The organism is Amycolatopsis viridis (genome assembly GCF_011758765.1).
In the GTDB taxonomy this organism is placed as follows: domain Bacteria; phylum Actinomycetota; class Actinomycetes; order Mycobacteriales; family Pseudonocardiaceae; genus Amycolatopsis_E; species Amycolatopsis_E viridis.
In genome coordinates, this window is the sequence record NZ_JAANOU010000001.1 from 1,780,709 (window position 1) to 1,805,476 (window position 24,768).

Sequence of the window (24,768 nt, forward strand, 5' to 3'; positions counted from 1 at the left end):
GGACGCCGGCTGCGCACCTCCCCGGTCCCTCCGGATGGGAAGGACCGGGGAGGGCGGCGTTGCCGGTGCGTCCGGTTCAGGCCAGCTTTTCCACGGTCTCCACCAGGGTGCGCAGCTCGTCCTCGGTGTTGTAGTAGTGCACCGAGGCCCGCACCATGTGCGGCAGCTGCCGCACCTGCTGGTCGAACTGGTAGGAGGTGGGGCGGGCCACCGACGTGTTGACTTTCGCGCCGTGCAGGGCGTCCCGCACGTCCCAGGAGTCGACGCCGGCGACGCTGAAGGTCACGATGCCGCACTTGCGCCGGCCCTGGTCGTGCACCGTCACGCCGGGGATCCGGGACAGGTCCGCCCGCAGCTGAGCAGCCAGCGCCGCCACCCGCTCCTCGATCGCGGGCAGCCCGATCTCCATCGCGTAGTCGGCGGCGGCGCCGAGGCCCAGCAGGAGTCCGTAGTTGCGTTCCCAGGTCTCGAACCGCCGTCCGTCCGGGGCGATCTCGAACTCCTCCGGCGCGACCCAGGTGGCCGAGTGCAGGTCGAGCGTCGCGGGCTCCAGCCGTTCCCGCAGCCGCGGGTGCACGTAGAGGAAACCGGTGCCGCGCGGGCCGCGCAGGTACTTGCGGCCGGTGGCGGACAGCGCGTCGCAGCGCAGGCGGCGCACGTCGAGGTCCAGCTGCCCGGCCGACTGGCACGCGTCGAGCAGGAACGGGATGCCCGCGCGCTCGGCGATCGCGCCGACCTCCTCGGCCGGGTTGACCAGGCCGCCCTGGGTGGGGACGTGGGTGATCGAGATCAGCTTCACCCGGTCGTCCAGGCGGCGCTCCAGATCGGCGACGTCGAGCTGGCCGCTCTCGTCGTCCTCGACGACCTCGACCACGGCGCCGGTGCGGCGGGCGACCTGCAGGTAGGCGATCGCGTTGCTGGCGTACTCCGACCGGCAGGTGAGGATCCGGTCGCCGGGGCCGAACCGGAACGCGTAGAAGACCGCCTGCCACGAGCGGGTGGCGTGGTCGGTGAGCGAGATGTCGGCGGTGCCGGCGCCGAGGAACCGGGCGATCGAGCCGTACACGCCCTCGATCCGCTCGGCGTGCGCGGCGGCGGTCTCGTAGCCGCCGCGCACCGACTCCTCGCGCAGGTAGTCCAGCACGGTGTCGGTGACCCGGTCCGGCGGGAGGGACGAACCGGCGTTGTTGAGGTGGATGACTTCGCCGGTGCCCGGGGTCTCCTGGCGGAGGCGATCGACGGCTGCTGCGTCCAGTGTGGTCAAGGTCGTCACAGACCGACCATATTCGGGGTGGCGAGGCGGGGACACCTCTGGACGACGTCGTCCCAGTCGTATTCGGGGGCGACCCGGCGCAGCGCGGCCAGTGCCGCGGGCATGCGGGCCCGGTCCGCGCCGTCGGCGATCTTGACCGCGACCGTGGTGCCGTCCGGCAGGACCGCGATCTGCACGGCCTCCGCACCGTCCTTGGCGATCAGGCCGGGCACGGCGGTCATCAGCTGCGTGACGTCCCGGTTCGGGCCGGCGACCATCTCCGGGTGCTTGCGCATGGCCTCGGCCACGCGGTGCTCGGGTGTGCCGGGCGGTGCGGTGGCGACGCGCTGGACCGCGGTGGCCAGGCCGTGCAGGGAGATCGCGAACAGCGGGGCGCCGCACCCGTCGACCGCGGTGTGCGCGACCGGCTCGCCGGCGAGCTCGGCCACGGTGGCGGCGAGCCGGGTCTGCAACGGGTGTGCCGGGTCCAGGTATCCGGCGGTGGGCCAACCGTTCCGCTTCGCCGTGGCGAGCATCGCCGAGTGCTTGCCGGAACAGCAGTGCGCGAGCCGGCGGGGCGCGCGGCGGTCGGCGAGCCACTGGTCCCGCAGGACCGGATCGTGCGGGAGGTGCGCCGGGCACCGCAGGTCGTCCTCGCTCAGGCCCGCGTCGCCGAGGATCTGGGCGGCACCGGCCAGGTGGAACTCCTCCGCCGAGTGGCTCGCCGCGGCCAGTGCGAGCAGGTCGGGCGGCAGGTCGAGACCGAGCCGCACCATGCCGGCGGCTTGCATGAGCTTGGCCGTCGACCGGGGGTAGCCCGGCTCGTCGACCTCGCCCCGGGCTTCCAGCAGCGTCCCGTCGGGCGCGAGGACCACTCGCGATCCGAAGTGGACGCTTTCCACCCGACCGTCACGGAACACCTGGACCAGAGGGATCACCACGACGGCCAGGCTCGCCGCGGGCTTGCCGCCGTGTCAAGCGGACGCTCGTCACTTACACGGTTTTGATCACTCCGCCGTCCGCCAGGTAGTCGGCGCCGGTGAGGTTGCCCGCGCGTGGCGAGGCGAGGAACGTCACCAGCGCGGCCGTCTCCGCCGGCTCGCTCAGCCGTCCGGTGGTGATGCCCATCGCCGCCGGAACCCCGGCCAGGTACTCCTCCAGCGGCACCCCGGCGGCCGCGGCCAGCTCGCCCGCGTACCCGGCCGGGTCGGCCCAGTTCTGCGTCCGCGTCGGGCCCGGGCTGACGGTCAGCGCGCGCAGGCCCTGCGCGCCGAACTCCTCGGCCAGCGCCTTCGTCAGGTTGGTCAGGGCCGCCTTCGCCGTGCCGTAGTCGACCGGCGGGAACGCGGCCCGGGCGCCGATCGACGAGATGTTGATCACGACGCCGCGCCGGCGGAGCAGCCCGGGCAGCAGCGCACGGGTTACCCGCACGGTCGCGAACAGGTTCAGCTCGTAGGTCCGCTGCCACGCGTCGTCGTCGACGTCCAGGAAGCCGCCGGCCCGCATGCTGGCCGGCACCACCCCGCCCAGGTTATTCACCAGGATGTCCACGTCACCGGCGCGTTCGGCGAGCAGTGCCACTCCGTCCGGCGTGGTCAGGTCGGCCTCGATCCCGATCCCTTCGCTCACGCTGCGTGCCGCCGCGAACACGGTCACGCCTTCCGCGGTGAGCGCCCGCACGGTCGCCAGCCCGATTCCCTTGCTCGCGCCGGTCACGACCGCCGTCTTCCCGTCCAGCTGCAGGTCCACGTACTTCCCTTTCTTGAACTGTAGTTACAAAATCACGGCAGCGCGAAGCGCCGCGGAGCCGAACCGCTCAGAGCGCGCGCATCGCCGTCTCCGCCAGGCTCGCCAGCCGGTCCGGATCGGGATCGGCCTTGGCCAGCACGCGGATACCGTTGAGGGTGGTGAGCAGGAACGCCGCGAGGGCGCGGGCGTCGGCACCGGGGTCGATCTCGCCCGCGCGCTGGCCCTCCTCGATGGTGCTGCGGAACGCCGCCTCCTGACGCTCGAAGGTGCGGCGGACCAGGTGGTTGACCGACGGGTCGGACTCGCCGAACTCCACCGCGGCGTTGGCCACCAGACAGCCCCGGCGGTCGTCACGGGCCGCCTCGACGACCAGGTCGAGCGCCCTGCGCACCCGCTCCCGCGCCGGTCCTGCGCCGTCCAGGATCTCGATCAGCCGGACGGTCTCCCGCTCGTAGTACCGCCGCAGCGCGCGCTCGTAGAGAGCGTGCTTGCTGGTGAACGCGTTGTACAGGCTGCCGCGCCCGATGCCGAGGGCGTCGACCAGGCGCTGCGGCGTGGTGCCCGCGAACCCGTGCGCCCAGAACACCTCCATCGCCTTGTCCACGGCCGCGTCGACGTCGAAGGATTTCGCTCTCGCCACGGCTCGACCCTAGCTGATATTGGAACTTGAGGTCAAATAAAGTTCGCTCGGCACGTCGGCGCCGTTTTCGTCGGTGCCCCGAGCTACGCTGACTCTCCAGGCCGGCAGCAGGCGGCGTGAGGTCACAGGGGAGGTTTCTGCTGGTGTCGAACGATTCCTTCGTCCACCTGCATGTGCACACCGAGTACTCGATGCTCGACGGTGCGGCGAAGATCGCCCCGCTGTTCGCCGAGGCGAGCCGTCTCGGCATGCCCGCGGTCGGGATGACCGACCACGGCAACATGTACGGAGCGGACGAGTTCTACCAGCAGTCGCGCAAGGCCGGGCTGAAACCGATCATCGGCATCGAGGCCTACATCGCGCCCGAGTCGCGGTTCACCAAGAAGCCGGTGTTCTGGGGGCAGGCGTCGCAGCGCGGTTCCGACGAGTTCGGCGAGGGCGGCGACGTCTCCGGTGGCGGTGCCTACACCCACATGACGATGCTGGCGGAGAACGCCACCGGTCTGCGGAACCTGTTCAAGCTCTCCTCGCTGGCCTCGATCCAGGGCTACTACCGCAAGCCGCGGATGGACCGGGAGCTGATCGCCGAGAACGCCTCGGGCATCATCGCCACCACCGGCTGCCCCTCCGGCGAGGTGCAGACGCGGCTGCGCCTGGGCCAGAAGCAGGAAGCCATCCAGGCGGCGTCGGACTACCGGGACATCTTCGGGGCGGACAACTTCTTCCTCGAGCTGATGGACCACGGCCTGCCGATCGAGCGGTCGGTGCGCGAGGGGCTGCTGGAGATCGGCAGGCTGCTCGACCTCAAGCCGCTGGCCACCAACGACTCGCACTACGTCACCAAGGACCAGTCCGACTCGCACTCGGCGTTGCTGTGCGTGCAGTCCGGCAAGACGCTCAACGACCCAAACCGGTTCAAGTTCGACGGCGACGGCTACTACCTGAAGTCGGCCGCGGACATGCGCGAGTACTGGGACACCGAGGTGCCCGGCGCCGCCGACAACACCCTGCTCATCGCCGAGCGCGTCGAGTCCTACGAAGACGTGTACACGCACAAGGACCGGATGCCGGTCTTCGAGGTGCCCGACGGGCACGACGAGGCTTCGTGGCTGCGGGCCGAGGTCGACCGCGGTCTGGCGTGGCGGTTCCCCGCCGGCGCGCCCGATGGCTACCGCGAGCGGCTCGACATGGAGCTCGAGGTCATCATCGGCAAGGGCTTCCCGGCCTACTTCCTCGTGGTCGCCGACCTCATCAACTACGCACGCAAAGTCGGCATCCGCGTCGGTCCCGGCCGTGGTTCGGCGGCGGGTTCGCTGGTCGCCTACGTCCTCGGCATCACGAACCTGGACCCGATCCCGCAGAAGCTGCTGTTCGAGCGGTTCCTCAACCCCGAGCGCGTGTCGATGCCCGACATCGACATCGACTTCGACGACCGCCGCCGCGGCGAGATGATCCGCTACGCCACCGAGAAGTACGGCGCGGACAAGGTCGCCCAGGTGATCACGTTCGGCACCATCAAGACCAAGGCGGCGATCAAGGACGCCGCGCGGGTGCACTTCGGCCAGCCGGGGTACGCGATCGCGGACAAGATCTCCAAGGCGCTGCCGCCGCCGATCATGGCCAAGGACATCCCGCTGTCGGGCATCGTGGATCCGCAGCACGAGCGGTACGGCGAGGCCGCCGAGGTGCGCACGCTGATCGAGACCGACGAAGAGGTCTCCACGATCTTCAACACCGCCCGCGGCCTGGAGGGCCTGATCCGCAACGCCGGCGTGCACGCCTGCGCGGTCATCATGTCCAGCGAGCCGCTGATGGATGCCATCCCGTTGTGGCAGCGCGACGACGGGTCGATCATCACCGGGTGGGACTACCCGTCCTGTGAGGCCATCGGCCTGTTGAAGATGGACTTCCTGGGGCTGCGCAACCTCACCGTCATCGGCGACGCGATCGACAACATCAAGGCCAACCGCGGCATCGACATCGACCTGGACACCCTCGGCGTCGACGACCCGGAGACCTACCAGCTGCTCTCTCGCGGTGACACGCTCGGCGTGTTCCAGCTGGACGGTGGCCCGATGCGGGACCTGCTGCGGCGCATGCAGCCGACCGTGTTCGACGACATCGTCGCGGTCGGCGCGCTGTACCGCCCCGGCCCGATGGGCATGAACGCCCACAACGACTACGCCGACCGGAAGAACGGGCGGCAGCAGGTCAAGCCGATCCACCCCGAGCTGGAAGAGCCCCTGAAGGAGATCCTGGCCGACACCTACGGCCTGATCGTCTACCAGGAGCAGATCATGCACATCGCGCAGAAGGTCGCCGGCTACTCGATGGGCCGGGCGGATGTGCTGCGCCGCGCGATGGGCAAGAAGAAGAAGGAGGTCCTCGACAAGGAGTTCGAGGGCTTCGCCGCAGGGATGAAGGCCAGTGACCTTGTTCCCGGCGGTTTCTCCGCCGAGGCCATCCAGGCGCTGTGGGACACGATCCTCCCGTTCGCCGGGTACGCGTTCAACAAGTCCCACGCGGCCGCGTACGGCCTCGTGTCCTACTGGACCGCGTACCTGAAGGCGAACTACCCCGCGGAGTACATGGCCGCGCTGCTGACCTCGGTCGGTGACAACAAGGACAAGTCGGCGGTCTACCTGTCCGAGTGCCGCCGGCTCGGCATCAAGGTGCTGCCGCCGGACGTCAACGAGTCGGGCCAGCGGTTCGCCGCGGTCGGCGACGACATCCGCTTCGGCCTGGGCGCGGTGCGCAACGTGGGCGCCAACGTCGTCGAGTCGATCATCAAGACGCGCCAGGAGAAGGGCAAGTACTCCTCCTTCACCGACTTCCTGGACAAGTCCGAGCTGGTGGCCTGCAACAAGCGGGTCATCGAATCGCTGATCAAGGCGGGCGCGTTCGATTCGCTGGGCAACACGCGGCTGTCGATGATCCAGGTCCACGAGGACGCGGTCGACGCGGTCGTGCCGCTCAAGCGCCAGGAGGCGATGGGCCAGTTCGACCTGTTCGGGGCGTTCGGCGCGGACGGTGACGCGGCGGAGGCCGCACCGTCGTCGTCGCCGCTGGCGCACCTGAAGTTCGGTGACGAGGAGTGGCCGCGCAAGCAGTTGCTGGCCTACGAGCGGGAGATGCTCGGCCTGTACGTGTCGGCCCACCCGCTCGACGGTGCCGAGCGGATCCTGCGCAAGCACGCCCCGCGGCCGATCGCCGCGATCCTGGACAACCCGCCCAAGGAGGGCGAGCTGATCATCTCCGGGCTGATCACCTCGCTGGAGCGGCGGGTCAACAAGAAGGGTGAGCCCTGGGCCATCTGCACGGTGGAGGACATGGACGCCTCGCTGGAGGTGCTGTTCTTCCCCAAGTCCTACGCCATGTTCTCGGCAGATCTGGTCGAGGACAACGCGGTCCTGGTCAAGGGCCGGGTGAACTGGCGTGAGGACAAGATGTCCGTCTTCGGCGGTGGTCTCGTCCCGCTGGACCTGTCGGAGATCGGCAACGGTGACGACGAGCCGCCGCTGGTGCTGCGGTGCACCGCGGAGCGCCTGGACAAGAGCGTGGTCGGCGAACTGAAGTCGACCCTGCTCGCCCACCGCGGCGACACCCCCGTGCGCCTGAAGCTGGTGGGCAGGCAGCGCGAGACGACCTTCGCCCTCTACGACTACCCGGTCAAGGTCAGCTCGATGCTGATGGGTGAGCTCAAGGGCATCCCCGGCATCACCGCGGGCACCTAGGTCACCAGCGCCACGGCCACGCCGGCGACGGGCAACCGCCCGCGGCGCGGGCACCCGCAGCGGGCGCGATCTGCGAGCAGAAGCGACGATGGAGGAGTGACCCTCACCCGGCAACAGGATCCGCGCCGCTGGAAGGCCCTGGCCGTGACCCTCACGGCGGGGTTCATGGGCCTGCTCGACGTGAGCATCGTCAACGTGGCCCTGCCCTCGATCCAGAAGGGCATCGGCGGGGACGCCGGCACCGCGCAGTGGGTGGTGTCCGGATACGCGCTGGCGTTCGGTCTGGTCCTGGTGTCGGGCGGCCGGCTGGGGGACGCGCTGGGCCGGCGCCGCATGTTCCTCATCGCCCTGGCGGCGTTCGTGGCGATGAGCGCGTTCGCCGGTGCCGCGCCCACCGGCGAGGTGCTGGTGATCGCGCGGCTGCTCCAGGGTTGCGCGGCCGGGATGCTCACACCGCAGAACAGCGGCTTGATCCAGGACCTGTTCCAGGGCGCCGAACGGGGCAAGGCGTTCGGCGCGTTCGGCTCGGTGGTCGGCATCTCGACCGCGGTCGGGCCGGTTCTGGGCGGGCTCATCATCGCGGTGTTCGGCGAGGAGCACGGCTGGCGCTGGGTGTTCTACGTCAACGTGCCGATCGGTGTGCTGGCGTTCGTCCTGGCGTTGCGGCTGGTGCCCCACGCGGAGGGCCGCCCCGCCCGGCTGCGGCGCGAGATCGACTTCCTCGGGGTGCTGCTGCTCGGCGCGGCCGTCCTGTGCGTCCTGCTGCCGCTGGTGGAGTCCGAGCAGCAGGGTCTGCGCCGCCTGTGGTGGTTGTTCGTGGTGGCGGTGGTGGTCGGGTTCGCGTTCGTGCGGTGGGAACGGCGTGTGGTGCGGCGCGGGCGTCCGCCGCTGATGGACGTGCGGCTGTTCACCGAGACCCCGGGTTACGCGCCGGGCGCGGCGATCGGGGCGGTGTACTTCTGCGGGTTCGCCGGGATCTGGCTGGTGTTCGCCCTGTTCTTCCAGCAGGGCTTGGGGTATTCGCCGCTGGAGTCCGGTCTCGCGGTCACCCCGTTCGCCGTCGGCGCCGCCGTGTCGGCCGCGGTGGCGGGCCGCCTCGTCGCCCGGTGGGGTCGCCGCCTCACCGTCAGCGGCCTGTCCCTCGTCGCCTGCGGGCTGGGGGTGGTCGCGTTGCTGGCGTGGCTCGCGCCCGGACGAAACCTCGGGTTGGTCGTCGCGCTGCCCCTGCTCGCCGCCGGGATCGGGGGCGGGATGGTCATCTCGCCCAATACCACGCTCACCCTGGAGTGCGTGCCGACGCGGATGGCCGGGGTCGCCGGGGGAGCGTTGCAGACCGGGCAGCGGATCGGCACGGCGATCGGCACTGCGGTGCTCGCCTCGGTCTTCCGCGCGATCGTGCCGGCCACACACGGCGATTTCCCGGCCGCGCTTGCGGTGTCGATGCTGTGCGCCGTCGGGTTCGTCGTCGTGGCGCTGGGCCTCGGGATCGCGGAACTGCGGGCCAGGCGAGTACGCGGCTCGGACGATCAACTACCGAACGCTACTTCTGCTGCTCCATATGAGTGAGACTTTCCCGAAGGTGCTGGCTCTACGGAGAGCCACCGGGTAAACCTGATACAGCCTTCATGTTCCGGGTGGCAGCTACGCACAGTGGCGATGCGGGGCGGGTTCCGGGGATGGGAACCGTGCTCCGGGCTCTCCAGAGTGGACACTCAGGGTCACGCCCGGCCGTGCCGTCGGCGTCCGCGGGGGATCGTGCGGCGGCAGGAAGGCACCCGTGTGGGTGGGCCCGGATGAGGGGGAGCCGGGCCCACCCCTTTTTCTGTGCTGCAATGAGCGGACATTCGGCCGTCGGGGAGGGAAGGACATGTCCGTGGCACCGGCGAACCGGCGGTACCGGGTCTGGTACCGGCCGATGGCTGCACGCGACCGCGACGAGGAACACCGCGTCGCGACCCCGCTGGAGTTGTTGTTCGACCTGTGCTTCGTCGTCGCGGTCGGCCAGGCCGCGGGCGAGCTGCACCACGCCCTGTCGGAGAACCACGTCGGCCACGGGGTGCTCAGCTTCCTGCTGGTGTTCTTCGCGATCTGGTGGGGCTGGGTCAACTTCACCTGGTTCGCGTCCGCGTTCGACACCGACGACGGCCCCTACCGGCTGCTCACGTTCGTCCAGATCGGCGGCGCCCTGGTGGTCGCCGCGGGGGTGGGCCGGGCGTTCGCCGACGACTTCACCGTCATCGTGATCGGCTACGTGCTGATGCGCCTGGCGATGGTCGCGCAGTGGTTGCGCGCCGCCGCGAGCGAGCCGGAGTGCCGGCCCACCGCGTTGCGGTTCGCCGCCGGCATCACGGTCGTTCAGGCGGGCTGGGTGGCGCGCATCGCCGTGCCGGAGTCGTGGTTCCTGCCCAGCTTCCTGGTGCTCGCCGCGGCCGAGATGCTGGTGCCGGTGTGGGCCGAGCGGCCGGCACCGACCCGCTGGCACCGGCACCACATCGCCGAACGGTATGGCCTGTTCACGCTGATCGTGCTCGGCGAGACGGTGTTCGGCGCCACCAACGCGGTCCGGGAGGCCATCGGCACCGGCCACGACGTGCTCGGCCTGGTGCTGCTCGCGCTCGCCGGGCTGGTGCTGGTGTTCGCCATGTGGTGGCTGTACTTCGACCAGCCCGGCCACCAGCGGCTGGCCCAGTTCCGGCAGGGCTTCGCCTGGGGCTACGGCCACTACCTGATCTTCACCTCGGCCGCCGCCGTCGGTGTGGGCATCGAGGTGGCGCTGGACCGCGCGACCGGCGCCGGGCACGCACCGGGCCTGGTCGCCGCGCTGGCCACGACGCTGCCGGTGGCCGTGTTCCTGGTCAGTGTGTGGCTGCTGCACGTGGGGCCGCGCAACGAGTGCCGGCCCATCGCGATCGCCTTCCCGCTCGCCGCGGTGCTCGTGCTGGCGGCGTCGGTCACACCGGTGCCGGTGTACCTGGCCGCCCTGATCGCGGCGGCGCTGGTGGCCACCACCGTGATCGCCGCGCACGGCGAACCGGTCAGCGACTGACCAGCGCGGGCAGCACCTCGCCCAGCGGTTCTCGCAGCACGACGGCCGCCACGTCGTCGTAGGGCGTCTCGGACGCGTTGACGATGATCACCGGCGCTCCGGCGGCCGCCGCGACGTCCACCAGACCCGCGGCCGGATGCACGGTGAGCGAGCTGCCCAGCGCCAGCATCAGGTCGCAGCCCGCCGCGGCTTCCTGCGCGCGGTCCACCACCACCGGGTCGAGCGCCTGACCGAAGGAGATGGTCGCGGATTTGAGGATGCCGCCGCAGATTTCGCAGTCCGGATCGGACTCCCCGGCCCGCACCCGGTCCAAGGTGTCGTGCATGTCGCGGCGGTCGTCGCAGGACAGGCAGATCGAGTCGGCCATGGTGCCGTGCAGCTCGACGACCCGGTCCGGGGAATTCCCGGCCATCTGGTGGAGCCCGTCGATGTTCTGCGTGAGGACGGCCGAGAGCCGGCCCTGCCGTTCCAGCTCCACCAGCGCGAGGTGCGCGGCGCCCGGACGCGCCCACCACGCCGGGTGGTCCAGCCGGGCCTGCCAGGACTGCTCGCGCACTTCGCGGCTGGCGACGTACTCGTCGATGTGCGACAGCTTTTCCGCGGCCGGGTTCGTCGTCCACACACCCCGCGGGCCGCGGAAGTCCGGGATGCCCGAGTCGGTGGAGACGCCGGCGCCGGTGAGCGCGACGATCCGCGCGGCGCCGTCCACGAGCCGCCGTGCGTGATCGAGTTCCGGGACGGTCATGGCTCCCATGGTGCCGTCCCGGAACCGCGATCACCACACGGTCACTTGATCGCGCTGCCCTGCTGCCACTGATCCCAGGACAGCGCCCAGTCGCCGTAGAGGTCCCACACCGGCAGCGGCTTACCGCCGGAGTTGGTCACCTCCACGACGTCGCCCAGGCCCATGTTGCGGAAGAACCACTGGGCGTTCTCGTCGTTGAGGTTGATGCACCCGTGCGAGACGTTGGAGTTGCCCTGCGCCCCCACGCTGTGCGGGTTCTCGTGCACGAACTCGCCGTCGTTGGAGATGCGCTCGGACCACTTCTCGTCGGAGCTGTACCAGTTCGGATCGCCCTTGCAGACGCCGTAGGTGCACGAGTCCATGTGGTAGGTCTCGGCCTTGAACGAGATGACGTGCGGGCCGAGGTGGGTGGGCGTCGCGTCCTTGCCCATCGAAATGGGCATCGTCTTCACCACCTGGCCGTTGTGCAGGATCTGCATCTGCTCGGTGTTGCCGTCGGCCTTGGCGATCCAGGAATCGTGCACGTGGTAGGTCTCGGTGCGGTCCTCCGCGCCGTAGACGCCGTTGCCGAAATCGACGCCGTAGATCTTCGCCGACACGGTCAGCGTGGTGCCCGGCTGCCAGTACTCCTTCGGCCGGTAATGCACGTTCTTGTCATCGATCCAGTACCAGGAGCCCTGCTGCGGCGGATTCGACACCACCGACAGCTGCTTTTCCACGTCGGCCTTGTTCTTCACCGGGTAGCTGAACTGGAAGACGATCGGCTGGCCGACGCCCACCCCGGTCTGGGCGACCGCGCCGGGCGCGGGGATCAGGTTCGGATTGGCCTGTTTGGCCGGTGCCACCGTGGCGATCTGGCCCTGCTGGTCGACCGTCTTGCCGGCGCTGTCGGCGGCGTGGACGTCGACGGTGTAGGTGCTTGCGTAGCCCAGCGGTTCGGACGAGGTCCAGGTGGACTTGTCGGCGGAGAGCTGTCCCTTGACCGTGGTGTGCTTGGCGGTGTTCTGGACCGTCACCTCGGTGAGCGTGCCGTTGCTCGCCTTCACCACGATCGGCGTGGCGGGGCTGATGTTCTTGCCGTTCGCCGGTTCGATGGACACGGTCACCGCGGCCTGGCCGGAGCTCGCCGGCCCGGCCGTACCGCCGTTGTTCGTATCGCCCGAATTGCCGGAAGTGCAGGCCGACAGAAAGAGCGCCACGGCGAGCAGTCCGGCCGCGATCGGCGCCCTGCGGGGGGAAAGTAGAGTCTTTTTGACTGTCATGTGGTCTCTTTGCGGAAATCGTGGGCGGAACAAGCAAACTACCGTGCCCGCATAGACGCTTCCGCACCCGGTTTGTTGTGCGGGGGTGGTCCGCGTCACGGCGCCACCCACGGGTTCACATGACTTTCACGCCGGGGCCGCCGTAGAGGCCGGGGCCGTCGACGGTGACCTCGCGCAGGTAGATGCGCGCCGCCTGGTACGCGAGGTCGGTGAGCTCGTCGGTGCGGCTGAAGTCCAGCGGGCTCAGCCGGACCGGGCGCGGGCCGGGCAGGTACACGACCGGCACCTCCGCCGCGGCGATCGGCGCCTCCAGCACGGCCTGGTTGCGCATGCTCACCATCGCCGTGTACATCAGCACCTCGGCGAACGTCTGCGGTGGTGACGGGATCTGGCCGGGGAAGGCGCAGTCGAGCACGACCAGCGAGCGGGCGCCGAGGGCGAGCGCCTGCCGCATCGGCACGTTCGCGACCAGCCCGCCGTCGTAGAGCAGCCGGCCCTCGTGCTCGACCGGCGGGTAGATCCCCGGGATCGCGGCGCTGGCCAGCAGTGGCGGCCGCAGCTCGCCGGAGGTGAACAGCCGCGCCTCCCCGGTGTCCACCACGGTCGCGACGACGCCCAGCGGCAGTGCGAGGTCCTCGAACGTGGTGCCCGGGCCGAGGTGGTCGTCGACGATCGTGGCCAGCCCGATGTTCGGGAACAGGTGGGTCTTGCTGTGCCGCAGGGTGCGGACCTGGCTGAGCACCCCGCCCGGGAACGCCTCGTGGCGGGTCATGTGGGTCCACGTCTTGCGCAGCCGCTCGCCCGCGTCGTCCGGGTCCAGGGCGAGGACCGCGCCGTTGAGCGACCCGACGGACGTGCCGACGACGAGGTCCGGCCGGATCCCGGCCTCGGTGAGGGCGCGGAGCATGCCGACCTGCATCGCGCCCAGGCTGCCGCCACCACCGAGCACGAACCCGACCGGACGGGGAAGATCCACCATCCGACCACCTCCCTGTTCGCATGGTGCTCCGCGCCCCGCGCCCACGCCACGGGAGAACGGGTGGCCTTGGCCACCCCGATCCGGGGGGTTCCCTTCCGCACTACCGACGAGTAACACTGGTCACAAAAGTCTTGACGGCACACGGGGAGGTGCTCGGTGGTTGATCAGCCGAAGGTGACGGAGCAGGAAGCCCGCGCGGTCGCCGAGGAGGCCCGGGAGAGCGGCTGGCGCAAGCCGTCGTTCGCCAAGGAGCTCTACCTGGGGCGCTTCCGGCTCGACCTGGTCCACCCGCACCCGCGGGCCGACCCGGCCGCCGCGGCGAAGGCCGGGGCGTTCCTCACCCGCCTGCGCGAGTACGCCGAGACGCTCGACGGCGCGGTGATCGAGCGGGAGGCGCGCATCCCCGACGAGTACGTCAAGGGCCTGGCCGAGCTGGGTTGCTTCGGGATCAAGATCCCCGAGGAATACGGCGGGCTGGGGCTGTCGCAGGTCACCTACAACCGGGCGCTCGCGCTGCTCGCCTCGGTGCACCCGACGCTGGGCGTGCTGCTGTCGGCGCACCAGTCGATCGGCGTGCCGGAGCCGCTCAAGCTGGCCGGCACGCCCGAACAGAAGGCGAAGTTCCTGCCGCGCTGCGCGGAAGGCGCGGTCACCGCCTTCCTGCTCACCGAGCCGGACGTGGGGTCCGACCCGGCGCGCCTGGCCACCACGGCGACGCCCACCGGCGACGGCGGCTACCTGCTCGACGGCGTCAAGCTGTGGACCACCAACGGTGTGGTGGCCGAACTGGTGGTGGTGATGGCGCGGGTGCCGCGCAGCGAGGGACACCGGGGTGGGATCACCGCGTTCATCGTGGAGATGGACTCGCCGGGCATCACCGTGGAGCGGCGCAACGCGTTCATGGGCTTGCGCGGCATCGAGAACGGTGTCACCCGGTTCCACCAGGTGCGGGTACCCGCGGACGCCGTCGTCGGCGGCGAGGGCAAGGGTTTGAAGATCGCGCTCGCCACCCTGAACACCGGGCGCCTGTCGATCCCGTCGATGTGCGCGGGCGCGGGCAAGTGGTGCCTGAAGATCGCGCGCGAGTGGTCCGCGGCCCGGGTGCAGTGGGGCAAACCGATCGCGGAGCACGCCGCGGTGGCGAACAAGATCTCGTTCATCGCGGCCACGACGTACGCGCTGGAGAGCGTGCAGGAGCTGTCCGGCCACATGAGCGACGAGGGCCGCAACGACATCCGCATCGAGGCGGCACTGGCGAAGCTGTACGCGAGCGAGATGTCCTGCAAGATCGCCGACGAGCTGATGCAGATCCGCGGCGGGCGCGGTTACGAGACCGCCGAGTCGCTCGCCGCGCGCGGGGAGCGCGCCGTCGGGGTCGAGCAGCTGGTGCGCGACCTGCGGATCAACCGCATCTTCGAAGGTTCGACCGAGATCATGCACCTGCTCATCGCACGCGAGGCGGTCGACGCGCACCTCGCGGCGGCCGGGGCACTGGCGGACGCGGACGCCGGCCTGCCGGCGAAGGCGAAGGCCGCCGCGAAGGCCAGCGGGTTCTACGCGAAGTGGTTGCCGCAACTGGTCGCCGGACGTGGACAGGTGCCCACGTCGTTCGCCGAGTTCGGGCAGCTCGCCCCACACCTGCGCTACGTCGAGCGGACGGCGCGCAAGCTGGCGCGGTCCACGTTCTACGGAATGGCGCGGTGGCAGGCCGGGCTGGAGCAACGGCAGGGCTTCCTCGGGCGGATCGTGGACATCGGCGCCGAACTGTTCGCGATGTCGGCCGCGTGCGTCCGGGCGGAGATGCAGCGCGAGGACGACGCACGGGAGGGCGAGGCCGCCTACGAACTGGCCGACGTCTTTTGCCGGCAGGCACGACTGCGGATCGAGGCGCTGTTCGAAGCACTGTGGCACAACACGGACGAGGCCGACCGCCTGCTGACCGGCCGCGTCCTCGACGGCGCCCACACCTGGCTCGAAGAAGGCGTGCTGGACCCGAGCGAGGGCACCGGCCCATGGATCGCCGACTGGCGAGCGGGCGCTTCGACCGAGGACAGCGTGGCCCGCCGCTACGCAACCGGCTGAGCCGGCACCAGCGGTCGCCGCGCTGTCATCGGAAGGTGGCGCGCGGCGGGTTCCCCGCGTCGCGCCGCGCCGGTGTGACCAACTCCGGTCACCGGCGGGCTACTCCACGTTGCTGCTCTCCGCCGGGGTCGGCAGCTTGGCCATCGCCTTCTTCTTCTTCTTCCACCGCAGCAGGAAGAAGACGCCCACCGCGGCCAGCACGCCGACCACGATCAGGCCGCCGGTGCTCATCAGGCCCTCGATGCGCTTGGCCGCCTCACCCATCGCGGCGCCCAGGCTGATGTGCAGCAGGGACCAGCACGTCGCCCCCGCGGCGGCGGCCGGCAGGAACTTCCGGAACTCCAGCCCGGAAGTGCCGGCCGCGGCCGGGGTCAGCGTCCGGATCACCGGCAGGAACCGCGCGAAGAACACCGCCCACGCGCCGCGCCGGTGCAGCACGTCCGTCGCCTTGTCCCAGGCGTCCGTGCCGTACTTCTGGATCAGCTTGGTCTCGCGCAGCCGTGGCCCGAACTTCCGCCCGATCGCGTAGCCCAGTGAATCGCCGAGGATGGCGCACACCGCGACCACCGCCCACAGGATCAGGAACCGCGGCGCCGTGTTGGCGGTGGTCGCGGCGACCAGCAGGCCCGACTCGCCCGGGGCGATGAAACCGAGCCCGATGGTGCACTCGGCCAGCACGAGCGCGCCCGTCGCGCTGACCAGCGCCGGCTGCGGTAGTGCCTGCAGCCAGTCCAAGATGTCGGTTACCAACGCCACCAGCGATCCCCTGTCCGTTATGCCCTTGCTGCCCTGTTCACGCTACCGGCCACGGTATCGGGCACACAGTGCACTCACGTCAGGGAAAGACCCTGGCTTTCAGCGGGCCAGCAGGCTGCTGGCTTCCTGCGCGGCCGGCCCGGCCTCGGCCAGGTGCGCCAGGTTCTCCGGCAGTTCCTCGCCGCGGTGACGCTTGGTCTGGGCGTAGAGACGGCCCGCGCGGTAGGACGACCGGACGAGCGGCCCGGCCATCACACCGGCGAACCCGAGACCCTCGGCGACCTTGGCGTGCTCGACGAACTCCTCCGGCTTGACCCACCGGTCCACCGGGTGGTGCCGCACCGACGGGCGCAGGTACTGGGTGATCGTGAGAATCTCGCACCCGGCGTTCACCAGGTCGCGCATCGCCGGCTCGACCTCCTCGGGGGTTTCCCCCATGCCGAGGATCAGGTTCGACTTGGTCACCAGCCCGGCCTCGCGGGCGCGGGTGATCACCTCGAGCGAGCGGGCGTAGCGGAAGCCGGGGCGGATGCGCTTGAAGATCCGCGGCACGGTCTCCACGTTGTGCGCCAGCACCTCCGGCTCGGCGCCGAACACCTCGGCCAGCTGGCCGGGGTCGGCGTTGAAGTCGGGGATCAGCAGCTCCACACCGGTGCCCGGGTTCAGCGCGTGGATCTGGCGAACCGTCTCCGCGTACAGCCACGCCCCGCCGTCGGGCAGGTCGTCGCGCGCGACCCCGGTGACGGTGGAGTAGCGCAGGCCCATCGCCTGGACGCTCTCGGCGACCCGGCGCGGCTCCTCGCGGTCCAGCTCGGCGGGCTTACCGGTGTCGATCTGGCAGAAGTCGCAACGGCGGGTGCACTGGTCACCGCCGATGAGGAAGGTGGCCTCGCGGTCCTCCCAGCACTCGTAGATGTTGGGACAGCCCGCCTCTTCGCAGACCGTGTGCAGGCCCTCCCGGCGGACCAGGCCCTTGAGTTCGGTGAACTCCGGCCCCATCTTCGCGCGGGTCTTGATCCAGGACGGCTTCTTCTCGATCGGGGTTTCACTGTTGCGGACCTCGAGCCGCAGCAGTTTCCGACCTTCAGGCACAACAGTCACGCGCCCCAGCCTACGCCCCCGGTGCCGGAAAACGACCTTACGCGGGGTCCGGGGTGACGTCGGTCAACTTGGCCGTCAGCTCCCACAACCGGGCCCCGTTGTCCCGGTCGAGCGCGGCCCGCAGCGGCCGCACCACCGCGGGGTCGCCACGCATGCCGCCGAACAGGCGCGGGCCGAGGTAGTCGCCGCCGTTGACGTCCGGTGCGGTGGCCGCGATCAGCGACGGCAGCGCACCCGTGCGGACGCTCTGCGCGAGGAGCAGGTCGCCGAGGGCGGTGACACCGCCCATGACGGCCCGGACCACCGTGTTGCCCTGGGCCTTCGACATGGTCGAGCTGAGGTTGGTGGCGGTGTACCCGGGGTGGGCCGCGACGCTGAGCACGGCGTCACCGGCCGCGCGCAGCCGCCGGTCCAGTTCCAGCGCGAAGATCTGGTTGGCGAGCTTGGACTGCGCGTACGCCGCGGCCGGGTTGTAGCGGCGGTGCTCGAAGTTGGGGTCGTCGAAGTCGACCCGCCCGCCGGTCGCGGCCAGGCTGGACAGCGTCACCACGCGGGCGTGCGTGCCGCGGCGCAGGGCCGGCATGAGCAGCCACGTCAATGCCGCGTGGCCGAGGTGATTGGTGCCGAACTGGAGCTCGAAACCGTCCTTGGTGCGGGCCTGGGGTGCTGCCATCAGCCCGGCGTTGTTGATCAGGACGTCGAGCACGCCGCCGGTCAGCTCGCCGACGCGGGCCACCGCGGCCCGCACCGACGCCAGGTCGGCCAGGTCGAGCGCGACCAGCTCGGGCCGGCTCGCCGCGGCCGCGGCGACCGTGCGCAGCGCCTGTTCGCCGCGCTCGGTGTTGCGGCAGGCGAGCAGCACTCGAGCGCCCTTGCCGGCGAGCACGAGCGCGGTTTGCAGACCGAGGCCGGAGTTCGCGCCGGTGACCAGCACCGTGCGGCCCGGCTGGTCGGGGATGTCGGCCGCGGTCCACGTCTTCATGTTCGAGATAGTAAGGCGACGGCGCGGTTTCCGGGCCCTGACGAAGATCACGCGCTTGGGGCCAGCATCCGCCACAGGCGGTCGAACGGCCGCGCGGGCCGTACGCCCGGCCCCTCGGTCAGCAGCGCCTCGAATGCGGCGCCCACCTTGACGATCTCGGCCGCCGGTTCGTCCGGCTCGGCCAGCCCGGCGGCCACCGCGAGCATCGCCTGCTCGGCGCGGTGCGCGGACTCGAGAGCGGGGTGGTCGTCCCGGTGCGCGGCGACGACCTGGTGGAGCGTCTGGTTGCGGCGGACCGCCGCGGTCCAGGCGCGCTTGACCGCGTCCACGTGGTCGTCGTCCCCCGCCGCCTCGGCGCGCAGGTGCCCGCTGAGCAGCTGGGTCCACTTGTGGTGCAGCGCGAGCATCAGGTTCTCCCGGCTGCCGAAGGTTTCTGCGGCCCCCGGGATCTCGTCGAAGGGCAGCGGGCCCCGCGGGTCGCGGGCCGCTGCGGTCAGGACGGCGTCCAGGATGTCGCGCCGCCGGTAGAAGTCGTTCCAGCTCATCGCGTGACCGCCTACTGAGAGTTTGAAGCATACCGTCGGTATGGTGCCGACACCGTGAACATACCACGGGTATGGAAACCGAAACCGGCGTAAGCTTGTGAGCGTGGTGACAATGCGGTCCAGGCGCCTCGACTATTCCGAGTCCACGCGGTCGGCCCTGGTGAGCAGCGCGGTCGAGCTGTTCACCAAACGGGGATATGCGAACACTTCGCTCGACGAGGTCGCCAAGCGCGCGCGGGTCACGAAAGGGGCGCTGTACCACCATTTCAGCGGAAAGCAGGCGCTGTTCGAGGCCGCGTTCGCGAAGGTCGAGAGCCAGGTCCTGGGGCGGCTGGAAGAGATCATGGCCGGCGGCGGCGCCCCGTGGGAGCGCGCCCTGGCCGGGCTGCGCGGGTTCATCGCCAGCTGCCTCGACCCGTCTTACCAGCGCATCGCGATCCACGAGGCGCCGGTGGTGATGGGCTGGGAGCGCTGGCGGGAGGCCGAGGACAGGGCGAGCTTCGGGCTGATCCGGTCGAGCCTGGAGGACCTGATCGAGGCCGGCGAGGTCGACGAAGTGCCGGTCGAGGTCACCGCACGGCTGCTGTTCGGCGCCCTGCACAGCGCGGCCACCGAGATCGCGAGCTCGCCGGACCCGAAGAAGGTCGGCGCGCAGGTCGAGCAGGTGATCATGCAGTTGCTGCACCGCGTTCGCCGCACCAGCTGAGTGGTTAGGCTGACGGGGTGGACCTGAGGATCTTCACCGAACCGCAGCAGGGTGCGAGCTACGACGACCTCCTGCGCGTCGCCAAGGCAACCGAGGACAACGGCTTCGACGCCTTCTTCCGTTCCGACCACTTCCTGAAGATGGGCTCGGCCTCCGGGCTGCCCGGGCCGACCGATGCGTGGGTGACCCTGGGCGCGCTGGCGCGCGAGACCTCCCGCATCCGGCTGGGCACGCTGGTGACCGCCGCGACGTTCCGGCACCCGTCGGTGCTGGCGATCTCCGTCGCACAGGTGGACCAGATGTCCGGCGGCCGCGTCGACTTCGGGCTGGGTTCGGGCTGGTACGACGCCGAGCACGAGGCGTACGGCATTCCCATGCCGGAGATCAAGGAGCGCTTCGACATCTACGCCGAGCAGCTGGAGATCATCACCGGCCTGTGGGAAACCCCGGACGGTGAGACGTTCTCCTTCACCGGCAAGCACTACCAGCTCAGCGACGCGCCCGCGCTGCCGAAGCCCGCGCAGTCGCCGCGCCCGCCGGTGATCATCGGTGGTGGCGGCAAGAAGCGCACCCCGGCGCTCGCCGCGCGCTTCGCGGACGAGTTCAACGTGGCGTTCGTGGACGCCGCCACCGGCGCTGCCCAGTTCGAGCGGGTCGACGCGGCCTGCCGCGAGATCGGCCGTGACCCGTCCGGCATCATCCGGTCGGCCGCGCAGGTGGTGGCCGTCGGCAAGGACGACGCCGAGTTCGCGCGCCGGGCCGCGGCGATCGGGCGGGAGACCGCCGAGGTCAAGCAGAACGGTCTCGCCGGCACCGTCGCCGAGGTGGTGGACAGCATCGGCCGGTACCGGGAGGCCACCGGCATCACCCGGCTGTACCTGCAGGTGCTCGATCTGTCCGATCTGGACCACCTGGAGCTGATCGCGTCCGAGGTGGCCCGGCAGCTCTGATCGCCCGCGCCCTCCGGCCCGCGCTCAGGGCCGGAGGGCGAAGGTGACCCCGGGCGCGGACGGTGCGGTGTCCTCGCGGCGCAGCCACCGGTCGTCCGACACGGCGAGCTCCCCGTCGAGGGCGGCGAGCACGGCGTCGCGGGCCAGGGGGAGTGCCTCGGCGACCGGGACGTCGCGCTCCAGTTCCTGCGACAGCGACGTGGTGCCCGCGTCGCGGATACCGCAGGGGATGATCTTGTCGAACGCCGACAGGTCGGCGTTGCAGTTGAGCTCGAAGCCGTGCATCGTCACGCCGCGCTGCACGCGGATGCCGATCGCGGCGATCTTGCGCTCCGGGCCGCGCTCGTCGGCCGGCACCCACACGCCGCTGCGGCCCTCGACCCGTCCGGTGTACACGCCGAACTGGTCGCACACCCGGATCAGCGCTTCCTCCAGCCGCCGCACGTAGTGCACGACGTCGATCGGGTCGCCCAGCTTCACGATCGGGTACCCGACCAGCTGACCCGGCCCGTGCCAGGTGATCTTCCCGCCGCGGTCGACGTCGATCACCGGTGTCCCGTCGGTGGGCCGGTCGGCCTCCTCGGTGCGCTTGCCCGCGGTGTAGACCGACGGGTGCTCCAGCAGCAGGAGCGTGTCCGGGGCGTCCGCGGAATCCGCCCGGGTGTTCACCAGTTCGCGCTGCAGGTCCCAGGCTTGCTGGTAGTCGATCAGCCCGATGTTCTTGACGCGGATCGGGGTGCTGGTGGCACGGCAGGACTGTGGACTCACGATGGGCACATTACGCCGATGGCGCAGCGGCCGGGACGGGCTGTGGCGGGAGCAACCGCACCGCCCACGCGGTGAGCAGACCGACCCCCAGCACGCCGAGCACCGCGCCCACCGTGTCGCTGAGCCAGTGCACCCCGAGCACCACCCGGCTCGCCGCGCACAGCACGGTCGCGACCGCGAAGAACGCCGCCACCCACCGGGTCAGCCTGGGCGCCAGCCACACGCACAGCAGCACCGCCGCGAGGCCGGTGCCGCAGATCGACACCACGTGGCCGCTCGGGTAGCTGAACTCCGGGTACGCGCGGGGCCGGGCGCGCACGAACAGCGGCTTGGACACCACGCTCACCAGCCGGGTCAGCGCGAGCACCCCCAGTACCCGCAGGCCCACGCCAGCCGCGCGGCGCAGCCCGCGCCACCAGCACAGCACGATCCCGAGGGCGAGTGCGACCGCGAACACCGCGGGCACCACCGGTCCGAACACGTCGCTGACCACCTGCGCGATGCGGCCCGGCGTTCCCCGCCACCAGCCCTGCACCCACCCGGCGACGGTCAGGTCGACCGCGGTCGGCGGCCCGGCGACGGCCACGCCCAGCCCGAGGAACAGGACGAGGAACACCGCGCCGAGCGCCGGCCACCTCCTCACAGGGCGACCGCCAGTGCACCGACGAGATCGGTGTGCACGAACGTGAACCCGGCCTTCTCCAGCACCGCCGGCACCGCGCGCTGCGAAACCAGCGCCATCTCGTCGGCCACCTCGCCGAGCGCGGCGCGCAACGCGAACCCGGGCACCCACCACGGCGCGGGACGCCGCAGCACGTGCGCGAGCGCCCGCGTGAACTCCGCGTTGGTGGCCGGTTCCGGCGCGCACAGGTTCACCGGGCCGGACACCGTTTCGTGCTCGAGGAGGAACCGGACCGCCGACACGTGGTCGCGGAGGCTGATCCACGCCATGTACTGGCCGCCGTCGCCGAGTCGCCCGCCGAGCCCGAGCCAGAACAACGGCTTGAGCGGCCCGAGCAGGCCGCCCGGACCGAGCACCAGGCCGGTGCGCAGGTTCACCACGCGCGATCCGGCCTCGGCCGCCGGCGCGGTCGCCGACTCCCACGCCTCGCACAGCTCGGCCAGGAAACCCTCGCCCCGGGGCGCGGACTCGGTCACCACCGTGTCCCCGGTGTCGCCGTAGTAGCCGATCGCCGAGGCGTTGACCAGGGCCGGGATGCGGTACTCGGCCACCGCCTCGGCGAGCACCTCCGTCGGCTCGATCCGGCTGTCCCGGATCATCTGCTTGCGTGCCGCGCTCCACCGCAGGCCCATCGGCGCGCCACACAGGTTCACCACAGCCGTCACGTCCTCGAACGCGCGGTCGTCGATCCGGCCCGCCGGCGGATCCCATGAGTGCTCGTCCGCGGCCCGGGCCGCGCGCCGCACCAGCCGCCGCACGTCGTGGCCCGCGTCGCGCAGCGCGGCGACGAGCGCCGAGCCGAGGAGCCCGCTGGAACCGGCGATCAGTACACGCATACCCCGATCGTTGCTCACGCCGCCGGATCGCGCACGTCCCCCCGCGGTGCGGCGGCACATGAGAACCCCTCCTCCGCGTGGGGCGGAGGAGGGGTTCTCACGAGTGGCGGTGTTACAGGCCCAGCTCGTCCTCGAAGTGGCCTTCTTCCAGGCGGTTCTTGACCGTCGTCAGGAACCGGCCGGCGTCGGCACCGTCGATCAGGCGGTGGTCGTAGGTCAGGGCCAGGTAGGCCATCGACCGGATGGCGATGGTGTCCTGCCCGTCGGCGTCGGTGACCACGACCGGCCGCTTCACCACCGCGCCGACGCCCAGGATCCCGGACTGCGGCTGGTTGATGATCGGCGTGTCGAACAGGGCGCCGTTGCTGCCCAGGTTGGTCACCGTGAAGGTGCCGCCCGACAGCTCGTCCGGCTTGATCTTGTTCGCGCGGGTGCGGGCCGCGACGTCCGCGATCGCCCGGGCCAGGCCGGCCAGGTTCAGCTCGCCTGCCTTGTGGATGACCGGGGAGATCAGGCCCTTCTCGGTGTCCACCGCGATGGCGAGGTGCTCCTCGCCGAAGTAGGTGATCTCCTTCTTCTCCTCGTCCAGGTAGGCGTTGATGTTCGGGTGCTGCTTGAGCGCCTCGACCGTCGCCTTGGCGAAGAACGGCAGGAACGTGAGCTTCACGCCCTCGCGCTCCTGGAACGAGGCCTTCGCCTGCTGGCGCAGCCGGGCGATCTTGGTGACGTCCACCTCGAACACCTGGGTGAGCTGCGCCGAGGTCTGCAGCGACTCGCGGGTGCGCTGCGCGATGACCTGGCGGATCCGGCTCGCCTTCTGCACGGTGCCGCGCAGCGCGGCCAGCTCCGGCGAGGCCGCGGCCGGCGCCTTGGCGGCGGGTGCGCTCGGCGCCGCGGCCGGCGCCTGCGCGGCGGGTGCGCTCGGCGCCGCGGCCGGCGCCTGCGCGGCGGGTGCGCTCTGCTTCTGCTTGGCCTCGGCCGCCGCCAGCACGTCCTGCTTGCGGATGCGGCCGCCGACGCCGCTGCCGGTCACGGTTGACAGGTCGATGCCGTGCTCGGAGGCCAGCTTGCGAACCAGCGGGGTGACGTACGGGCCGCTGCCGTCGCCGTCGCTCGCGGCCGGGGCGGCCTGCGGCTGCGGGGCGGGCTGCTGCACCTGGGGCTGCTGCGCCTGGGGCTGCGGGGCGGGCTGCTGCGGAGCGGGGGCCTGCGCGGCCGGTTCCGGCTTGGGCTCGGGCTCCGGTTCCGGCTTGGGCTCCGGCTTCGGCTCGGCCTTGGGCTCCGGCGCCTTCTGCTGCTCCTGCTGCGGCGCGGGCGCGGCGTTCGCGTCACCGATGATCGCCAGCGTGCCGCCGACCTCGACGGTCTCGTCCTCGCCCACGCTGATCTCCAGCAGGGTGCCGGCGATCGGCGAGGGGACCTCGGTGTCGACCTTGTCGGTCGAGATCTCCAGCAGCGGCTCGTCCACCGCGACCTGGTCGCCGACGGACTTCAGCCAGCGGGTGACGGTGCCCTCGGTGACGCTCTCGCCGAGCTCCGGCAGGGTCACCGGGGTGCCCTGGGCGGACCCGCTCGGCGCCGGCTGCGCCTGCGGTGCCGCCTGCTCCTGCTGCGGCTCGGGCTGCGGCTCCGGCTGCGGCTCCGGCTCCGGCTGGGCCTGCCGCGCGGACTCCTGCTCCTGGGCCGGGGCGGAGTCGCCGCCGGAACCGTCGTCGATCACCGCGAGCGTGCCGCCGACCTCGACGGTCTCGTCCTCCTGGGCGACGATTTTCTGCAGGGTGCCGGCGACCGGGGAGGGGACCTCGGTGTCGACCTTGTCGGTGGAGATCTCCAGCAACGGCTCGTCGACCGCGACCGTGTCGCCCTCCTGCTTCAGCCAGCGGGTGACGGTGCCCTCGGTGACGCTCTCGCCGAGCTCCGGCAGTGTGACGGAGAAGGCCATCGTGAATTGAC

Annotated in this window: 21 protein-coding genes; 6 read left to right on the forward strand and 15 right to left on the reverse strand. The window is 71.0% G+C overall.

Translation table 11 applies throughout. The annotated features are described in order from the left end of the window. Nucleotides 1–76 precede the first annotated feature (76 nt). The 4 genes from FHX46_RS08800 to FHX46_RS08815 form a co-directional block, all read right to left on the reverse strand. Nucleotides 77–1,264: an aminotransferase class V-fold PLP-dependent enzyme gene (locus FHX46_RS08800; protein WP_167121285.1), complete on the reverse strand. Its 1,188-nt coding sequence runs from the start codon at nucleotides 1,262–1,264 to the stop codon at nucleotides 77–79. 5 nt (nucleotides 1,265–1,269) lie between these two features. Next, nucleotides 1,270–2,187 carry an asparaginase gene (locus tag FHX46_RS08805; protein WP_167121287.1) on the reverse strand — a complete coding sequence of 306 codons (918 nt, stop codon included), beginning with the start codon at nucleotides 2,185–2,187 and terminating at the stop codon, nucleotides 1,270–1,272. Nucleotides 2,188–2,245: 58 nt separating this feature from the next. After that, nucleotides 2,246–3,001, reverse strand: coding sequence for an SDR family oxidoreductase (locus tag FHX46_RS08810; protein WP_167112294.1), 756 nt, complete (start codon nucleotides 2,999–3,001; stop codon nucleotides 2,246–2,248). Between the two features lie 67 nt (nucleotides 3,002–3,068). Next, the gene (locus FHX46_RS08815; RefSeq protein WP_167106051.1) at nucleotides 3,069–3,641 is read right to left on the reverse strand and encodes a TetR/AcrR family transcriptional regulator; all 573 of its coding nucleotides are present in this window, start codon (nucleotides 3,639–3,641) and stop codon (nucleotides 3,069–3,071) included. A gap of 143 nt (nucleotides 3,642–3,784) precedes the next feature. On the opposite strand from FHX46_RS08815, the gene dnaE reads away from it, so the two are divergent. The 3 genes from dnaE (at nucleotide 3,785) to FHX46_RS08830 (ending at nucleotide 10,421) form a co-directional block, all read left to right on the forward strand. Next, complete coding sequence (gene dnaE / locus FHX46_RS08820; RefSeq protein ID WP_167112296.1) at nucleotides 3,785–7,375, forward strand: DNA polymerase III subunit alpha; 3,591 nt, start codon at nucleotides 3,785–3,787, stop codon at nucleotides 7,373–7,375. 165 nt (nucleotides 7,376–7,540) lie between these two features. After that, on the forward strand, nucleotides 7,541–8,941 hold the full coding sequence (locus tag FHX46_RS08825) for an MFS transporter (protein WP_208400959.1): 1,401 nt from the start codon (nucleotides 7,541–7,543) through the stop codon (nucleotides 8,939–8,941). 301 nt (nucleotides 8,942–9,242) lie between these two features. Then, nucleotides 9,243–10,421 (forward strand): low temperature requirement protein A, encoded by a 1,179-nt coding sequence (locus tag FHX46_RS08830; RefSeq protein ID WP_167112300.1) that lies wholly within the window; start codon nucleotides 9,243–9,245, stop codon nucleotides 10,419–10,421. Here the strand turns inward: FHX46_RS08830 and FHX46_RS08835 are convergent. The 3 genes from FHX46_RS08835 to FHX46_RS08845 form a co-directional block, all read right to left on the reverse strand. Further along, nucleotides 10,411–11,166 (reverse strand): SIR2 family NAD-dependent protein deacylase, encoded by a 756-nt coding sequence (locus FHX46_RS08835; RefSeq protein ID WP_167112302.1) that lies wholly within the window; start codon nucleotides 11,164–11,166, stop codon nucleotides 10,411–10,413. The genes FHX46_RS08830 and FHX46_RS08835 overlap by 11 nt on opposite strands. Nucleotides 11,167–11,207: 41 nt before the next feature. After that, on the reverse strand, nucleotides 11,208–12,428 hold the full coding sequence (locus FHX46_RS08840) for a L,D-transpeptidase (RefSeq protein WP_167112304.1): 1,221 nt from the start codon (nucleotides 12,426–12,428) through the stop codon (nucleotides 11,208–11,210). 115 nt (nucleotides 12,429–12,543) lie between these two features. Beyond that, nucleotides 12,544–13,407 carry a patatin-like phospholipase family protein gene (locus FHX46_RS08845; protein WP_167112307.1) on the reverse strand — a complete coding sequence of 288 codons (864 nt, stop codon included), beginning with the start codon at nucleotides 13,405–13,407 and terminating at the stop codon, nucleotides 12,544–12,546. Nucleotides 13,408–13,563: 156 nt separating this feature from the next. Here FHX46_RS08845 and FHX46_RS08850 point away from each other — a divergent pair, with 156 nt between their 5' ends. Further along, entirely contained in the window at nucleotides 13,564–15,489 is a 1,926-nt protein-coding gene (locus FHX46_RS08850; RefSeq protein ID WP_167112309.1) for an acyl-CoA dehydrogenase family protein, read from the forward strand. A 99-nt stretch (nucleotides 15,490–15,588) separates the two neighbouring features. On the opposite strand, the gene FHX46_RS08855 is transcribed toward FHX46_RS08850, so the two are convergent. From FHX46_RS08855 to FHX46_RS08870, 4 genes are all read right to left on the reverse strand, one after another. Then, entirely contained in the window at nucleotides 15,589–16,245 is a 657-nt protein-coding gene (locus FHX46_RS08855; RefSeq protein WP_167112310.1) for a DedA family protein, read from the reverse strand. Nucleotides 16,246–16,344: 99 nt separating this feature from the next. Continuing rightward, nucleotides 16,345–17,346 (reverse strand): lipoyl synthase, encoded by a 1,002-nt coding sequence (lipA, locus tag FHX46_RS08860; RefSeq protein ID WP_167112312.1) that lies wholly within the window; start codon nucleotides 17,344–17,346, stop codon nucleotides 16,345–16,347. 37 nt (nucleotides 17,347–17,383) lie between these two features. Next, nucleotides 17,384–18,328 carry an oxidoreductase gene (locus FHX46_RS08865; protein ID WP_167112314.1) on the reverse strand — a complete coding sequence of 315 codons (945 nt, stop codon included), beginning with the start codon at nucleotides 18,326–18,328 and terminating at the stop codon, nucleotides 17,384–17,386. Between the two features lie 47 nt (nucleotides 18,329–18,375). Further along, the gene (locus FHX46_RS08870; protein ID WP_167112316.1) at nucleotides 18,376–18,873 is read right to left on the reverse strand and encodes a hypothetical protein; all 498 of its coding nucleotides are present in this window, start codon (nucleotides 18,871–18,873) and stop codon (nucleotides 18,376–18,378) included. Nucleotides 18,874–18,985: 112 nt separating this feature from the next. On the opposite strand from FHX46_RS08870, the gene FHX46_RS08875 reads away from it, so the two are divergent. Together FHX46_RS08875 and FHX46_RS08880 are read left to right on the forward strand one after the other, a co-directional pair. Continuing rightward, nucleotides 18,986–19,579: a TetR/AcrR family transcriptional regulator gene (locus FHX46_RS08875; protein ID WP_167112318.1), complete on the forward strand. Its 594-nt coding sequence runs from the start codon at nucleotides 18,986–18,988 to the stop codon at nucleotides 19,577–19,579. Between the two features lie 17 nt (nucleotides 19,580–19,596). Continuing rightward, entirely contained in the window at nucleotides 19,597–20,529 is a 933-nt protein-coding gene (locus FHX46_RS08880; RefSeq protein WP_167112320.1) for an LLM class F420-dependent oxidoreductase, read from the forward strand. Nucleotides 20,530–20,553: 24 nt separating this feature from the next. Here the strand turns inward: FHX46_RS08880 and lipB are convergent, their stop codons facing one another. From lipB to sucB, 4 genes are all read right to left on the reverse strand, one after another. Further along, on the reverse strand, nucleotides 20,554–21,297 hold the full coding sequence (gene lipB, locus FHX46_RS08885; protein WP_390622597.1) for a lipoyl(octanoyl) transferase LipB: 744 nt from the start codon (nucleotides 21,295–21,297) through the stop codon (nucleotides 20,554–20,556). 10 nt (nucleotides 21,298–21,307) lie between these two features. After that, a complete protein-coding gene (locus tag FHX46_RS08890; RefSeq protein WP_167112323.1) occupies nucleotides 21,308–21,940 on the reverse strand; it encodes a phosphatase PAP2 family protein in 633 nt (210 codons plus the stop codon). Beyond that, nucleotides 21,937–22,815, reverse strand: a complete 879-nt coding sequence (locus FHX46_RS08895; protein ID WP_167112325.1) for a TIGR01777 family oxidoreductase — start codon at nucleotides 22,813–22,815, stop codon at nucleotides 21,937–21,939. The genes FHX46_RS08890 and FHX46_RS08895 overlap by 4 nt, the downstream gene beginning before the upstream one ends. A gap of 112 nt (nucleotides 22,816–22,927) precedes the next feature. Then, nucleotides 22,928–24,757 carry a 2-oxoglutarate dehydrogenase, E2 component, dihydrolipoamide succinyltransferase gene (gene sucB / locus FHX46_RS08900; protein ID WP_167112327.1) on the reverse strand — a complete coding sequence of 610 codons (1,830 nt, stop codon included), beginning with the start codon at nucleotides 24,755–24,757 and terminating at the stop codon, nucleotides 22,928–22,930. Nucleotides 24,758–24,768: the final 11 nt, after the last annotated feature.

Coding starts and splice junctions, on each gene's coding strand:
- FHX46_RS08825 (WP_208400959.1), top strand. CDS start 7,541: ATGGGCCTGCTCGACGTGAGCATCGTCAACGTGGCCCTGCCCTCGATC.
- FHX46_RS08830 (WP_167112300.1), top strand. CDS start 9,243: ATGTCCGTGGCACCGGCGAACCGGCGGTACCGGGTCTGGTACCGGCCG.
- FHX46_RS08835 (WP_167112302.1), bottom strand. CDS start 11,166: ATGACCGTCCCGGAACTCGATCACGCACGGCGGCTCGTGGACGGCGCC.
- FHX46_RS08840 (WP_167112304.1), bottom strand. CDS start 12,428: ATGACAGTCAAAAAGACTCTACTTTCCCCCCGCAGGGCGCCGATCGCG.
- FHX46_RS08845 (WP_167112307.1), bottom strand. CDS start 13,407: ATGGTGGATCTTCCCCGTCCGGTCGGGTTCGTGCTCGGTGGTGGCGGC.
- FHX46_RS08865 (WP_167112314.1), bottom strand. CDS start 18,328: ATGAAGACGTGGACCGCGGCCGACATCCCCGACCAGCCGGGCCGCACG.
- FHX46_RS08870 (WP_167112316.1), bottom strand. CDS start 18,873: ATGAGCTGGAACGACTTCTACCGGCGGCGCGACATCCTGGACGCCGTC.
- FHX46_RS08875 (WP_167112318.1), top strand. CDS start 18,986: ATGCGGTCCAGGCGCCTCGACTATTCCGAGTCCACGCGGTCGGCCCTG.
- FHX46_RS08895 (WP_167112325.1), bottom strand. CDS start 22,815: ATGCGTGTACTGATCGCCGGTTCCAGCGGGCTCCTCGGCTCGGCGCTC.
- sucB (WP_167112327.1), bottom strand. CDS start 24,757: ATGGCCTTCTCCGTCACACTGCCGGAGCTCGGCGAGAGCGTCACCGAG.